Genomic DNA, 14,737 nt, shown 5'->3' with positions numbered 1-14,737 from the left:
TCGCCCTTTTTTATTGTTAATTGCAGGTTTCTTTTTATAACGAAAAACAATCAAAAAAAGGCACTATCATGCATAACACAATTTTCTCACTCCCCGTCACGAAACAAATTAGTGCAACCCTCAGCCAGCGTCAGTTGAACCAGCTTCCCATCGTCGTCGTTGACCATCCTGAAGTACGCGCGGCGGTGGCATTACAAGGAGCACACTTACTCAGTTGGCAGCCGACAGATGAAGAGCCGGTACTCTGGCTGAGCGACAATACGCCTTTTACTCATCACGTTGCGATTCGCGGCGGTGTACCGATTTGTTTCCCTTGGTTTGGCCCTTTCGCCGATCCTAACCACGGTTTTGCCCGTCTGCTGCCGTGGGAATTTACCGCCCACAGCGAAGATGAGCACGGTGTGCAGCTCACCTTCACGCTGCGGGACAATGAAGAAACACGCAAGAGCTGGCCGCATGAATTCACGCTAATCGCGCGTTTCAAGCTGGGCAAAGAATGCAGTATTGAGTTGGAAGCTCATGGCGATTACAGCATCACCAGCGCGCTGCACACCTATTTCAACATCGGCGACATCAGTGATATTCGCATTACTGGTCTGGGTGAGTCATTTATTGATAAGGTCGATCAGGGCAAGCTGGCAACACAGCAAGGCGATTTGGTCTTTACCGATCGTACAGACCGTATTTATACCCAGCCGCAAGACACCAGTGTGGTACATGATGCTGTATTGAAACGCGCTATCGAAGTACACCATACGCATCATAGCGATGTGGTGTCATGGAACCCCGGCGCAGAACTGTCTCGTACGATTAGCGATATGCCGGACGAGGGATATAAAACGTTCGTGTGTGTGGAAACCGCGCGGATTAACCAACCGTTTGTCGCATCCGCCGAGGCTCCGGCTCGTTTGACGACGGTTATCCGCATCAAGAAATAACCACGGCAATGCCCTAAATATATTGATGTATGGCGACATCATCCGCCATACATCACATGCTTTCGCTTCTGCTACACCACATCCAGATGTTGTTTACGCGTCGGCGGTGGAAAAGCCTGATCCAGTTGCCCAATATCGACCTCAGACAACACCACGTCCAGCGCTTGCGCATTTTCCTGCACATGCTTTACCGAACTGGCTTTTGGAATGGCGATCACGCCCGGCTGGCGAATCGCCCACGCCAGTAAAAGTTGAGCAGGTGTGATTCTATGTTCGCGTGCGATGCGGTTTACCACCGGATGCGAAAATAATCCCTCACGCAAGCGCCCTGCCTGCGCCAGCGGGCAATATGCCATCACTGGGAGCTGCTGTTGCTGGCACCACGGCAACAAATCAAATTCAATGCCGCGAGAGGCTAAATGGTAAAGCACCTGATTAGTCATGCAGCGCTGTCCGCCACTTAACGACCACAGCTCCTGCATATCCTCAAGGTCAAGGTTGGACACGCCCCACTGGCCGATTTTACCCGCCTGCTGCAATCGCTCCATTGCCGCAATGGTATCCACTAACGGAATGCCGCCGCGCCAGTGCAGCAGATACAGATCGATACGTTCGGTTTGCAGTCGATTAAGGCTGCGTTCACACGCCTGTATCGCCTTTTCGCCTCCCGCATTGTGCGGGTACACTTTCGATACCAGATAAACGCGGTCGCGACGGCCGCGTATCGCTTCGCCAACCACGTCCTCAGCCCTACCATCCGCATACATTTCGGCGGTATCAATCAGCGTTAATCCAAGGTCGATGCCAGCTTGCAGCGCCGCCACTTCCTGCGCTTTCATTCGAGCATCTTCGCCCATATACCATGTTCCCTGACCGATTGCCGGTACGCGGGTGTTATCTGGAAAACGAATCGTTTTTGGCACGCTCCCCTCCCTTGTTTACCATCAACCTAGCATAGCACTCAGTGCACCATAAACGTGCAAATGGGGTGATATTACCCCATTATTGTACGGCAAATGCACCATGCTCGCGAAAAGCATTAGAAGCGGTAGCTGACGCCTGCACTCATCAAGATGCTGTGGTTACTATCGACAATCGGGCTGTCTTTCATTTCGTCAGACAAGCGCGTGTAACGCCCAACTGCCCAGGCGCTCCAGCTATCGTTAATTTTATAACCCGCACTCAGCTCAAGATACGGGGCCCAGCCATCGCCAGGGCTATATTGGTTAAAGCCGGAACGCGCGGACTCTTGTGCGCTCACGCCGTAGTAATACTGGTTCATGTTTTCACTGAACCAGGTAGCACCGATACCCGGAGTGATGCTCAGATCGCCCATTGAGAAGCGGTAAAGGTAAGCGGTATCCCATGAAAAACCGTTGCTGTAATCCAGCGTGTCACCTGCTAGCACAGTACGAATTTCGCCCCAGTCGGCAATATGACGGTAGGCCGCACCCGCCATCAGCGTACCGCGACGTTTATCTAGCTGCTTCATACGCAGATCGTCGCTATCTCCGGGTTTAAACCCTAAAGGCAGGTAGTAGGCCGTTAAAGAGAGACGATTTGCGCCGTCATTCCACAGGTAGTATCCGCCACCCAGTCCGCGGAAATAAAAATTTTCACTTTCATAATTCAGTACAGGAAGCGGATAAACGTCATTATCAACACCACGGTACACAGACGTTGAACCCGCAGCGCCAAGGCCCAGAGAGACATCTGCGGCATAGGCTGAAGGCAGGAGCACGGCACCAGAAATCAGTGCGGCCAGCATACATAGTTGAGGTTTTTTCACAGTTTTCTATTTCCTATTGCAGATAAATATCATGAAACATGATAGGCCAATTACACACGTTCGCGTTCAGGTTATATAAAAATAACATTAACGAATAACCTATATATCCGATAGGTTTTACGTACGCTAACGTCGGTAATAGGCAGTGTCCTAAGGCTAAGCGCCTATTCTACGCAATGTTACACGGATTTTCCTGAAAGTGAGTCCTTGAAATATCTTAAAAATACGTTTGTAGACTAGAGGAAATTTTACGGATGCAAACTACGCTTTAATACAGAAGGTGACATCTTCCTAACCAGTAGGTATGAATAAAACCACGACGCCCTGACGCGGCAAGTTGGCATAAGGGTTGCTGGACTCGGGAGATTTCTTCTTTCGGAGGGCAAAACATTAATACGCATATATTCCACGCGCTCTCTTAATCTGTGCTAATCGACGAAGGACGGGCATCGCTATGAACATATTTGATCACTACCGCCAGCGCTACGACGCTGCCAAGGATGAAGAATTCACTCTGCAGGAATTCCTTACTATCTGTCAGCAAGATCGCAATGCTTACGCGAACGCGGCTGAACGATTGTTAACGGCTATAGGTGAGCCTGTAATGGTGGATACCGCCCAAGAATCACGAATGTCGCGCCTATTTTCAAACCGGGTGATTGCTCGCTACCCGGCTTTTGAAGAATTTTATGGTATGGAAGAGGCCATCGAACAAATTGTTTCTTATCTGAAACATGCCGCGCAGGGATTGGAAGAGAAGAAACAGATCTTGTATCTGTTGGGGCCAGTGGGCGGCGGGAAATCTTCTCTGGCCGAACGCCTGAAAGCACTGATGCAGCGCGTACCGATTTACATCCTCAGCGCCAACGGCGAACGCAGCCCGGTGAATGACCACCCGCTCTGCCTGTTCAACCCGCAGGAAGATGCCGCAATACTCGAAAAAGAGTACGCCATTCCACGGCGCTACCTCGGCACCATCATGTCACCTTGGGCAGCCAAACGCCTCCAGGAATTTGGCGGCGACATTTCCAAATTCAAAGTCGTTAAAGTATGGCCATCGATTTTGGCACAAGTCGGGATCGCGAAAACCGAACCCGGTGATGAGAACAATCAGGACATTTCAGCGCTGGTCGGCAAGGTCGATATCCGCAAGCTGGAGCATTATGCCCAGAACGATCCCGATGCCTACGGTTACTCCGGCGCATTGTGCCGCGCGAACCAGGGCATTATGGAATTCGTCGAGATGTTCAAAGCGCCGATTAAGGTGCTCCACCCGCTGCTGACCGCGACACAGGAAGGCAACTACAACGGGACGGAAGGCATTGCCGCCCTGCCGTTCAACGGGATTATTCTGGCGCACTCCAATGAATCGGAATGGGTGCAATTCCGTAACAACAAGAACAATGAGGCGTTTCTTGACCGCGTGTATATCGTGAAGGTGCCATACTGCCTGCGCGTCTCCGAAGAGGTCAAAATTTACGACAAGCTGCTGAATCACAGCGAACTGACGCATGCACCTTGCGCGCCCGGCACGCTGGAAACGCTGGCTCGCTTCTCCATTCTGTCGCGCCTGAAAGATCCCGAAAACTCCAGCATCTACTCCAAGATGCGGGTTTATGACGGGGAAAGCCTGAAAGATACCGATCCGAAGGCGAAATCCTATCAGGAGTACCGCGATTACGCGGGCGTGGATGAAGGGATGAACGGCCTGTCGACCCGCTTCGCGTTCAAGATACTGTCACGCGTCTTTAACTTCGATCACAGCGAAGTCGCGGCTAACCCGGTTCACCTGTTCTACGTACTGGAACAGCAAATCGAACGTGAGCAGTTTCCACAGGAGCTGGCAGAGAAGTACCTGGAGCACCTGAAAGGCTATCTGACGCCGAAATACGCGGAGTTTATCGGTAAAGAGATCCAGACCGCCTATCTCGAATCCTACTCCGAATACGGCCAGAACATTTTTGACCGTTATGTTACCTATGCGGATTTCTGGATTCAGGATCAGGAGTACCGTGACCCAGATACTGGCCAACTGTTTGACCGTGAATCGCTAAACGCCGAGTTGGAAAAGATCGAAAAGCCTGCGGGCATCAGCAACCCGAAAGACTTCCGTAACGAGATCGTCAACTTTGTCCTGCGCGCCCGAGCCAATAATAGCGGCCGGAACCCAAACTGGACCAGTTACGAAAAACTGCGCACGGTCATCGAGAAGAAGATGTTCTCCAACACCGAAGAGCTGTTGCCTGTGATTTCGTTTAATACCAAAACTTCAACGGATGAACAGAAAAAACATGATGACTTCGTCGATCGTATGATGGAGAAAGGCTACACCCGGAAGCAGGTTCGTTTGCTGTGCGAATGGTATCTGCGGGTGAGAAAATCATCATAATGACGCACGATGCTGGCAACAGCGTTTGGGGGAAACATGGCCTATTTTATTGATCGACGGCTAAACGGTAAAAACAAAAGCACGGTGAACCGCCAACGCTTTTTGCGCCGCTATAAGTCGCAAATAAAACAGTCGATTTCCGAGGCCATTAATAAGCGTTCGGTGACCGACATCGAAAGCGGGGAGTCAGTGTCGATCCCCAATGCAGACATCAACGAACCGATGTTCCATCAGGGCCGCGGAGGACGACGCCATCGCGTCCACCCGGGTAACGATCACTTCATACAGAACGACAAAATCGAGCGGCCACAAGGAGGCGGTGGCGGTGGTTCCGGTCAGGGAGACGCCAGTAAAGATGGCGAAGGCGAGGATGAGTTTGTCTTTCAGATCTCCAAAGACGAATATCTGGATCTGCTGTTTGAAGATCTGGCGCTGCCGAACCTGAAGAAGACCCAGCATCGGCAGATGACCGAGTACAAAACGCACCGCGCCGGCTACACCGCGAATGGCGTTCCTGCCAACATCAGCGTGGTGCGGTCGTTGCAAAACTCGCTGGCACGCCGCATGGCGATGACAGCAGGTAAACGCCGCACGTTACACGAACTGGAAGAGACGCTGGAACAGTTGGCGCACACCGAGCCCGCACAATTGTTGGAAGAGGAACGGCTGCGGCAGGAAATTACCGAACTGCGCCAGAAAATCGCTCGTGTGCCGTTTATCGATACATTTGACCTACGCTACAAGAACTACGAGCGTCGGGCCGAGCCATCAAGCCAGGCCGTAATGTTTTGTTTAATGGACGTGTCCGGCTCTATGGATCAGGCGACGAAAGACATGGCGAAGCGCTTTTATATTTTGCTCTATCTGTTCCTCAGCAGAAATTACAAAAACGTGGACGTTGTCTATATTCGCCATCACACGCAGGCGAAAGAGGTCGATGAACAGGAGTTTTTCTACTCTCAGGAAACCGGCGGCACCATTGTCTCCAGTGCATTAAAGTTGATGGAGGAAGTCGTGCGTGAACGTTACGATCCGTCGCAGTGGAATATCTATGCGGCACAGGCCTCGGATGGCGATAACTGGGCTGACGATTCACCGCTGTGTCACCAGATTCTGGCGAATCAGTTGCTGCCGATGGTGCGTTATTACAGCTATATCGAGATCACCCGACGTTCACACCAGACGCTCTGGCGCGAATATGAAATGCTGCGCGATACGTTCGATAATTTCGCTATGCAGCATATTCGCGATCAGGATGATATCTACCCTGTCTTCCGTGAACTTTTCCGCAAGCAAACCGTAGGACATTAACCATACCTTTGCCAGCCAGTTATCTGTTAGTCGTTAATGGTTAGCTGGCTGATATTCTCCTCTCGAGTGGAATTACCCCACCTTTGTGACATTGTCACAAATATAATGCTTTCTTTCCGCCGGTGTGCGCATTACCCTGTCGAACCCATAAAACGTAGATTTCTGTTTTGTTATGCAACGATTTTTTCTAATTTTACTGACTCTGGTTCTACTCGGTCCGTTGGGTATCGACATCTATTTACCCCTGATTCCTGCCATCGCCGTGGCGCTGAACAGTCCTGAAGCGCTGATTCAGTCCACCGTCGCACTATTTATTCTGATCATGGGATTAGGTCAGCTTCTGGCTGGGCCGCTGGTCGATAAGTATGGCCGACGCCCTATGGCGCTGGCTGGCGTGATTATCTATATCATCGGTGCCATCATGGCCGCGTTGGCGACCAACGCCACGTTATTCGTGCTCTCACGCCTTTTTCAGGGTATGGCCGTCTGCTGTACCGCCGTTGCCATTTTCAGCAGCGTACGTGACAAACTGAACGGCGACGATGCCGCCAGAACCTATGGTTTTCTTAACGGTACACTGAATATTGTGCCAGCACTGGCACCGCTCTTGGGCGGACTTTTGGCTGAAGCCTTCGGCTGGCGAGCCCCCTTCTGGTTCCTCGCAGGCTACAGCATTCTGGTACTGACACTCGTCATTCGCTTCCTTCCTGAAACACGCCCGGATTCAACGTTGCCCGTACACGGCTTACCCCTGCGCCACTATGTGCGCCTGTTATCCGATCGCCACTTTCTGGGATTCGCATCCGTCAACGCGGGTGCCATGGGGATGGCGTTAACCTACGTCACCTTTTCCCCTGTGGTCTTGATGAATCAGGCGCAGCTCACGCCGCTTGAATTTTCGCTTGCCTTCGGCGCAAACGGCTTTTGGATCATGTTGGTCAGTTTTTTTGCGAACCACATTATCCGCAAAGTCGGCCGGCCACGCTGTCTGACTGTCGGTAGCCTGATGATGGGCATGGGTTTCCTTTCTCTGCTTGGTGGTATCGTGCTCTTACCTGATGCACTGCAAAACACCTGGCCAACCTACATGCTGCCCGTCGCGCTGGCCTGTGCCGGCCTGGCATTTTTGATCGGCCCCTCCACCAGCTATGCACTGGAACCTTATTCCAATGAGGCAGGAATTGCGTCGGCGATGGTAGGTTTTGTGCAGATGGCGGGCGGTGCGGCACTGGGGCTAATTGCGATGGCAATCCCTCTGCCGTCAAAAATATCACTGGCGCTGGTAATGCTCTGTGCCGCCCTGCTGGCGGTACACGCCCGACTGCTCACGCGGCACCACAAAGGCAGCATTACGCCGCTGCCCCATAGTTAATTTAAACACATTCCAGATACGTTAACGCGTATAGCGAGACACGGACAAATCATCGGCTTCAATTTCCGGTGCTTTGTCCGACAGAATATCCGCCAACAATTTCCCCGAGCCACAGGCCATCGTCCAGCCTAACGTGCCATGACCGGTGTTCAGATACAGGTTTTTCAGCGGTGACCGCCCCACCAGCGGCGTGCCGTCCGGCGTCATCGGGCGCAGCCCCGTCCAGAATGTTGCTTGTTCAATCGGACCACAATGGGGATACAGATCGTGCGCCACCCTTTCCAGCGTTTCCCGACGTTTAGGATTCAGCGCGGTATTAAAGCCGACAACCTCTGCCATACCCCCAACCCGGATGCGGCGATCAAAGCGGGTGATTGCCACTTTGTAGGTTTCATCCAGCACGGTAGAAACTGGCGCAGAGGCATCGTCCGACAGCGGAATCGTCAGTGAATAGCCTTTCAGCGGATACACCGGAATATCAAACCACTGCCGCAGCAGGCCCGTTGAATAGGAACCGCAGGCCATCACATAGGCGTCCGCCACGATCATTTCATCGTCGCACTGGACGCCCGTCACGCGTTGCCCTTCCACCCGCAGTTGGCGGACGTGACGTCCCAGTTTGAAGGTGACGCCGACATCGGCAGCCATCACCGCCAGTTGACGCGTGAATAGCTGACAATCACCGGTTTCATCATGCGGTAAACGTAGCCCGCCCGTCAGTTTCTCCGCCACATTCGCCAACGCGGGTTCAACGGAGGCCAACTCATGACGAGACAGTAGTTGATACGGAACGCCAGCCTCTTTCAGCACGGCGATATCCCGTGTCGCATTATCATATTGCTGTTCGGTACGGAACAGTTGCAGTGTTCCGCCCTGCCGACCTTCATACTGGATACCCGTGTCCTGCCGCAGTTGTTGCAGGCAGTCACGGCTGTATTCGGCCAGACGAACCATCCGCGCTTTATTGGTCTTATAGTGTCGCGCATCGCAGTTGAGCAACATTTGCCACATCCAGCACAACTGTGCAGCCGTGAAGTCGGGTCGGATCGCCAGTGGTGCATGGCGCTGGAACATCCATTTTATCGCTTTCAGCGGTATTCCCGGTGCAGCCCACGGTGCGGCATAGCCGGGGGAAATCTGCCCGGCATTCCCGGCACTGGTTTCCAACGCCGGTTCCGGTTGCCTGTCGATAACGGTGACATCATGCCCTGCCTGCGCAAGATACCAGGCGGTACTCACGCCAACTACGCCACTTCCCAGAATCACAACCTGCATACTACCGCTCTCCTTTCCCTTCCGCCAAAGACCGTCTAATATACTGTAAAAATGCTTATTTAATGGAATAAAACACTGGTTAAAAGGTAAAACTGAAGACTACTCTAGCATTTGAGAAGGAATTGTCACCTGCCTAAACGATAACATTTATCTATTGTTATCTCTTCGAACCGTTGATTCTCCACTGAGATTGTAACGAAACAACCGTGAAATCATTCACAAAATTCGTATTCGCTTTTTAGCTGGAAGGCTAAAGAAAAATAAAAAAGATGAAAATGTTAAACGGCAAATTAATAAGAGCCTAAGGGATGAAGCCTAAAGAAAATCTGTCTACGATTGCCGTTTCCCACCCCAACGATATTCAGACGCGGTTAAAACGGTATCAACACCGCTAGTCAAAACCGGTTATTTAGCGCCCTCTCCAGAGGACGAATTTCTCTATCAATAGACCGCGTAATACCGATTTCTTTTTTATCCCTCAGCGACCTTTCTCCATCAAACACGCTCAGTTCGTCAATTGCCGCGTTTCCAAAGCTCAGCTATAACTAAATGAACAACGATGATTTTTTGACAGGAGCCAGCGGGAAGGCAGTAAACGAGATCTCACGTACAGACTTGTTATGTTAGGGGGCGCACTAATGGCTATATCAACGGATAATCAGGTAAAAAAAACACTTCGCCTGAGTGATGGACCGGACTGGACGTTTGAGTTGTTGCAGGTTTACCTTGATGAAATCGATCGGGTCGCCAAGCTGTATCGTCTGGCAACCTATCCTCATCAGATCGAAGTCATCACCTCAGAACAAATGATGGACGCCTATTCCAGTATAGGGATGCCGATCAACTATGCCCACTGGTCGTTCGGAAAGAAATTTATCGAAACCGAACAACGTTACAAGCACGGGCAGCAGGGGCTGGCATACGAAATTGTCATCAATTCCGATCCCTGTATCGCGTATTTGATGGAGGAGAACACGCTGCCGATGCAGGCGCTGGTCATGGCACATGCCTGCTACGGACACAACTCGTTTTTCAAAGGTAATTACCTGTTCCGCAGTTGGACCGACGCCAGCTCCATTGTCGATTACCTGCTGTTTGCCCGGCAGTATATCGCACAATGTGAAGAACGTTATGGCGTCGACGAAGTCGAACGTCTGTTAGATTCCTGCCATGCACTCATGAATTACGGCGTTGATCGCTATAAGCGCCCGCAAAAAATTTCGCTTGAAGAGGAAAAGTCTCGCCAGAAAAGCCGCGAGGCCTACCTGCAAAGCCAGGTTAACGACCTTTGGAAAACCTTGCCACGTCGCGAACAAGGTGCCGTACCAGAACAAGCGAGACGCTTTCCGCAAGAGCCGCAGGAAAACCTGCTCTATTTTATGGAGAAAAATGCGCCGCTGCTGGAACCCTGGCAACGAGAGATTCTGCGCATCGTGCGTAAAGTCAGCCAATATTTCTATCCGCAGAAGCAGACTCAGGTAATGAATGAAGGCTGGGCAACGTTCTGGCACTACACTATTCTCAACCATCTCTACGATGAAGGCCGGGTCACTGAGCGTTTCATGCTGGAATTCCTGCACAGCCATACTAACGTGATTTATCAGCCGCCGTATAACAGTCCGTATTACAGCGGCATCAACCCGTATGCACTGGGCTTCGCGATGTTTCAGGACATCAAGCGCATTTGCCAGTCACCGACGGACGAAGATCGCTACTGGTTTCCGGATATTGCGGGTAAAGACTGGCTCGATACGCTGCATTTTGCGATGCAGAATTTCAAAGACGAGAGCTTCATCAGCCAATTCCTGTCGCCTAAACTGATGCGCGATTTTCGGCTATTTACGGTTCTGGACGACGATCGCAACAACTATCTGGAAATTGCTGCGATTCATGACGAAGAAGGCTATCGTCTGATTCGGCAAGAGCTTTCCGCACAGTACAACCTGAGCCATCTGGAGCCGAATATTCAGGTCTGGAATGTGGATTTGCGCGGCAATCGGGCGTTGACGCTGCGTTATGTTCCGCATAATCGCGCCCCGCTGGATAAAAAAAGTAGTCAGGAAGTCTTGAAGCACGTCCATCGCCTGTGGGGTTTCGACGTCTACCTGGAACAGGCTAACGCCGATGGCAGCGTTGAACTGCTGGAACGCTGTCCGCCGCGTAACGGGACGTCATCCACGTAACGGAGTTCGGCCACACGGCCAAAGACAAGGGGATTCAGGTTGTGCCTGAATCCCCTTTTCACAATGAAACCCGTCTCACCAAGAAACGAAGCGGCAGGAGCCTTAGCGGCGTACTTCCGCGATATCCCGTGGGATCGCGCTCTGCATACTGTGCCAGATCGCTCCGCTTTCTTTGCCGTAATGTCTGACGACATCCATGACCTGATCGTATAGCTCTTCGCGGCGCAACGCTTCCAATCGACCGTAAAAATTCACCGCCAGCTTGCGGGCTTCCGGGTTGGAAAAATAGTAGCGCCCGACGCGAATGTATAGCCCTTTAAGGCCGTTCAGAATCAGACCGTAAATCGGATTGCCGGAGGCAAAAGCCAAACCACGAAACACGTTGTAGTCAAGTTGCGCAAAAGATTCCGCGCTATCGTCTACCGCGTTTGCCTGAGTCAATACATCACGCACCTTTTCCGGGTTATGCCGTAACGCCGTCCGAATAAAGATGGCGGCGATGTTGGTTCGCACTGCGAGCAGGTTATCGATCAATTGCGGCACGCTATCGTGATCGAGTCGCGCCAGCGTTTCCAGAATATTGAGCCCAGAAGTTTCCCAAAAATTGTTAATTTTTGTTGGCTTACCATGCTGTATCGTCAGCCAACCATCTCGGGCCAAACGCTGAAGCACCTCACGCAGCGTCGTTCGAGTCACGCCGATCAATTCGGAAAGTTCTCTTTCCGCGGGCAAAATAGAGCCAGGAGGAAAGCGGTTATTCCATATACTTTCGATAATGTATTCTTCCGCGAATCCAGCCGGACTTTGCGCCTTTATAACCATGTGTTTGATAATCCGTAGCGGTGATTGCCGAAAAAAGCCGAATCATAATACCAGACCAAAGAATCATGATATAGCGCCGTACTCGGGCACCAAACCATTTCAATGAAAAATTGTGACTGCAAACCGCCCCATCACGGCATATAACGGTAGACTTATGACTGTTTGTAAAGTTTTTACGGTATGATGTAAAAACTCAAATTATTCTAACAAGCAAGGATTTCTTTCCCATTATGAATGGTATATCCATGCGCCGAGCGCTATTGAAAAATTTTCTGGGGCAATCCCCAGACTGGTACAAACTTACCATTGTCAGCTTCCTGCTCATTAATCCGTTACTGTTCTATTTTGTCAGCCCATTTTGGGCAGGCTGGTTATTAGTCGTGGAGTTTATTTTTACGCTCGGCATGGCGCTGAAATGTTACCCGCTACAGCCCGGTGGCCTGTTGGCGCTCCAGGCGATATTTATCGGCATGACCAGCCCGCAGCAGGTATGGCATGAAGTCACAGGAAATATTGAAGTTCTCATGCTGCTGGTGTTTATGGTGGCGGGTATCTACTTCATGAAGCAACTGCTGCTTTTTGTGTTTACCAAACTACTACTGCGTATTCATTCCAAGACGCTGCTGTCACTTGCTTTTTGTGTTGCCGCCGCCTTCCTTTCTGCCTTCCTTGATGCATTGACTGTGATTGCCGTTGTTATCAGCGTTGCTATCGGATTTTATGGAATTTACCACCGATTCGCCTCTCAACAGGGTGTAGACGAGGCCGATATCAGCGATGACAGTGCGTTAGGCAGCGAGGAGCACCATAGTACGCTGGAACAGTTTCGAGCATTCCTACGCAGTCTGCTCATGCACGCTGGGGTCGGTACAGCGCTGGGCGGCGTGATGACAATGGTCGGTGAGCCTCAGAATCTGATTATCGCGAAAAGCGCAGGTTGGGATTTCGTCAGTTTCTTTCTGCGAATGTCACCGGTGACCGTCCCTGTGTTTATTTGCGGCATACTGACCTGCGTACTGGTCGAACGTTTTAAACTGTTCGGCTACGGTGTAAGCCTGCCGGACAACGTGCGCCACGTGCTTGAAGATTACGATCGGGACATGACGGAAAAGCGCACGCCGCAGGATAAGGCGCGTTTAATCGTACAAGCGGTGATTGGCGTTTGGCTGATTGTTGCACTAGCGTTTCATCTGGCTGAGGTCGGGTTGATTGGCCTTTCCGTGATTATTATGGCTACGACGTTTTGTGGCGTGACCGAAGAACACGCCATCGGTAAAGCGTTTCAGGATGCCATGCCGTTTACCGCGCTGCTGACGGTTTTCTTTTCCATCGTCGCTGTCATTATCGACCAACACCTGTTTTCCCCTATCATCCATTATGTGCTGCAAGCCTCAGACAGTGCTCAACTCACGCTGTTCTACCTGTTTAATGGATTGCTATCGTCAATATCAGACAACGTCTTCGTTGGCTCGGTTTATATTACCGAAGCACGTAACGCATTAACGAACGGGAGGATTTCCCCCGAACAGTTTGAACTGCTCGCCGTGGCGATCAATACCGGCACCAACCTGCCTTCCGTCGCCACCCCAAATGGGCAAGCCGCGTTCCTGTTCCTGCTGACGTCCGCTTTGGCACCGCTTATCCGCCTGTCTTACGGGCGCATGGTAATCATGGCGTTACCTTACACCATTGTGATGACGCTGGTCGGATTGCTTTGCGTAGAGTTCACACTTGTGCCATTTACCGATTTTTTGATGAATAACCACTGGATTTCTTTGCCAAACTTGACCCTATCAGGCAGTCACTCATAATCACGATCGTGTATAGTAATCACGGCAGCGACCATTTCCGTCTTGATGACGTTATCAATACGATGTTCGCCGCCGTAAAATGACAGAAAAGCATTAAATAAACATATCGTTACGTTTTGCACAGTGAAATGATGGCAGTGAAGCCAGAACGGTTTACACTGCTGCTTTAATCATGTTTAGCATGGAATATTTTTATGTTGCGATTTCTTAATCGTTGCTCACGCAGGCGCGGTGCATGGCTGCTGCTGGCGTTGACTGCTTTGGCGTTGGAATTGACCGCGCTCTATTTTCAGCACGTTATGCTCTTAAAACCGTGCGTGCTGTGTATCTACCAGCGCTGTGCACTATGGGGCGTGTTCGCTGCGGGTATTGTTGGTGCCATCGCACCATCAACGGCATTACGTTACCCGGCCATCGCACTATGGATATACAGTTCCTACGAAGGGGTCCGACTGGCATGGAAACACACGGATATTTTGTTAAATCCGTCGCCGTTTACCACCTGTGACTTCTTTGTTAGCTTCCCATCCTGGTTACCATTAGACAAATGGCTTCCCGCCATTTTCAATGCGACAGGTGATTGCTCAGTGCGTCAGTGGGAATTCCTCTCCTTGGAAATGCCGCAATGGCTGCTTGGCATCTTTGTCGCCTATCTGGTGGTTGCCGTATTGGTGTTGATCGCTCAGCCTTTCCGCCCAAAACGCCGCGACCTCTTCAGCCGTTAATTATATACCCTAACTAATTCGAGTTTCAGGACAAAACGTTAACGTTTTGAACAACGCGAAGCGTTAACCCTTTAGGCTGAGGAATCCCCAGAAAACAAGACAGGCATAGAGTTTTATGATCT

At 51.1% G+C, this 14,737-nt stretch carries 11 protein-coding genes; 7 read left to right on the top strand and 4 right to left on the bottom strand.

All coding sequences use genetic code 11. The features are described 5' to 3' along the window. Positions 1-68: 68 nt before the first annotated feature. Complete coding sequence (locus tag ACKQAD_RS10590) at positions 69-938, top strand: D-hexose-6-phosphate mutarotase (protein WP_409160126.1); 870 nt, start codon at positions 69-71, stop codon at positions 936-938. Positions 939-1,009: 71 nt separating this feature from the next. Here ACKQAD_RS10590 and ACKQAD_RS10585 read toward each other — a convergent pair whose 3' ends face one another. Then, positions 1,010-1,861, bottom strand: coding sequence for an aldo/keto reductase (locus tag ACKQAD_RS10585; RefSeq protein ID WP_409160125.1), 852 nt, complete (start codon positions 1,859-1,861; stop codon positions 1,010-1,012). Between the two features lie 116 nt (positions 1,862-1,977). Then, the gene (locus tag ACKQAD_RS10580; protein ID WP_409160124.1) at positions 1,978-2,727 is read right to left on the bottom strand and encodes a MipA/OmpV family protein; all 750 of its coding nucleotides are present in this window, start codon (positions 2,725-2,727) and stop codon (positions 1,978-1,980) included. A 454-nt stretch (positions 2,728-3,181) separates the two neighbouring features. Here ACKQAD_RS10580 and yeaG point away from each other — a divergent pair, with 454 nt between their 5' ends. From yeaG to ACKQAD_RS10565, 3 genes are all read left to right on the top strand, one after another. Beyond that, positions 3,182-5,116 carry a protein kinase YeaG gene (gene yeaG, locus ACKQAD_RS10575; RefSeq protein WP_409160123.1) on the top strand — a complete coding sequence of 645 codons (1,935 nt, stop codon included), beginning with the start codon at positions 3,182-3,184 and terminating at the stop codon, positions 5,114-5,116. A gap of 36 nt (positions 5,117-5,152) precedes the next feature. Further along, complete coding sequence (locus tag ACKQAD_RS10570) at positions 5,153-6,427, top strand: YeaH/YhbH family protein (RefSeq protein ID WP_409160122.1); 1,275 nt, start codon at positions 5,153-5,155, stop codon at positions 6,425-6,427. A gap of 172 nt (positions 6,428-6,599) precedes the next feature. Next, positions 6,600-7,799 carry a multidrug effflux MFS transporter gene (locus tag ACKQAD_RS10565; RefSeq protein WP_409160121.1) on the top strand — a complete coding sequence of 400 codons (1,200 nt, stop codon included), beginning with the start codon at positions 6,600-6,602 and terminating at the stop codon, positions 7,797-7,799. Between the two features lie 21 nt (positions 7,800-7,820). Here the strand turns inward: ACKQAD_RS10565 and ACKQAD_RS10560 are convergent, their stop codons facing one another. Beyond that, positions 7,821-9,074, bottom strand: coding sequence for a D-amino acid dehydrogenase (locus tag ACKQAD_RS10560; protein WP_409160120.1), 1,254 nt, complete (start codon positions 9,072-9,074; stop codon positions 7,821-7,823). 638 nt (positions 9,075-9,712) lie between these two features. Between ACKQAD_RS10560 and ACKQAD_RS10555 the strand changes: the two genes are divergently transcribed. Beyond that, positions 9,713-11,257 carry a SpoVR family protein gene (locus ACKQAD_RS10555; protein WP_409160119.1) on the top strand — a complete coding sequence of 515 codons (1,545 nt, stop codon included), beginning with the start codon at positions 9,713-9,715 and terminating at the stop codon, positions 11,255-11,257. Positions 11,258-11,359: 102 nt separating this feature from the next. On the opposite strand, the gene fadR is transcribed toward ACKQAD_RS10555, so the two are convergent. After that, positions 11,360-12,079, bottom strand: coding sequence for a fatty acid metabolism transcriptional regulator FadR (gene fadR / locus ACKQAD_RS10550; RefSeq protein WP_409160118.1), 720 nt, complete (start codon positions 12,077-12,079; stop codon positions 11,360-11,362). Between the two features lie 230 nt (positions 12,080-12,309). On the opposite strand from fadR, the gene nhaB reads away from it, so the two are divergent. Together nhaB and dsbB are read left to right on the top strand one after the other, a co-directional pair. Beyond that, positions 12,310-13,890, top strand: a complete 1,581-nt coding sequence (gene nhaB, locus ACKQAD_RS10545; protein WP_409160117.1) for a sodium/proton antiporter NhaB — start codon at positions 12,310-12,312, stop codon at positions 13,888-13,890. Positions 13,891-14,084: 194 nt separating this feature from the next. After that, positions 14,085-14,615 carry a disulfide bond formation protein DsbB gene (dsbB, locus tag ACKQAD_RS10540; protein WP_409160116.1) on the top strand — a complete coding sequence of 177 codons (531 nt, stop codon included), beginning with the start codon at positions 14,085-14,087 and terminating at the stop codon, positions 14,613-14,615. Positions 14,616-14,737 lie beyond the last annotated feature (122 nt).

Source organism: Pectobacterium artocarpous, from assembly GCF_046159765.1.
In the GTDB taxonomy this organism is placed as follows: domain Bacteria; phylum Pseudomonadota; class Gammaproteobacteria; order Enterobacterales; family Enterobacteriaceae; genus Pectobacterium.
The sequence above is the reverse complement of the archived record's forward strand: the minus strand, read 5'-3'. Positions and strand labels throughout refer to the sequence as shown.

Excerpts from the sequence above, each read along its gene's own strand:
- ACKQAD_RS10570 (WP_409160122.1), top strand. The coding sequence starts at position 5,153 with ATGGCCTATTTTATTGATCGACGGCTAAACGGTAAAAACAAAAGCACG.
- fadR (WP_409160118.1), bottom strand. The coding sequence starts at position 12,079 with ATGGTTATAAAGGCGCAAAGTCCGGCTGGATTCGCGGAAGAATACATT.
- ACKQAD_RS10565 (WP_409160121.1), top strand. The coding sequence starts at position 6,600 with ATGCAACGATTTTTTCTAATTTTACTGACTCTGGTTCTACTCGGTCCG.
- ACKQAD_RS10560 (WP_409160120.1), bottom strand. The coding sequence starts at position 9,074 with ATGCAGGTTGTGATTCTGGGAAGTGGCGTAGTTGGCGTGAGTACCGCC.
- yeaG (WP_409160123.1), top strand. The coding sequence starts at position 3,182 with ATGAACATATTTGATCACTACCGCCAGCGCTACGACGCTGCCAAGGAT.
- nhaB (WP_409160117.1), top strand. The coding sequence starts at position 12,310 with ATGAATGGTATATCCATGCGCCGAGCGCTATTGAAAAATTTTCTGGGG.
- ACKQAD_RS10590 (WP_409160126.1), top strand. The coding sequence starts at position 69 with ATGCATAACACAATTTTCTCACTCCCCGTCACGAAACAAATTAGTGCA.
- dsbB (WP_409160116.1), top strand. The coding sequence starts at position 14,085 with ATGTTGCGATTTCTTAATCGTTGCTCACGCAGGCGCGGTGCATGGCTG.
- ACKQAD_RS10555 (WP_409160119.1), top strand. The coding sequence starts at position 9,713 with ATGGCTATATCAACGGATAATCAGGTAAAAAAAACACTTCGCCTGAGT.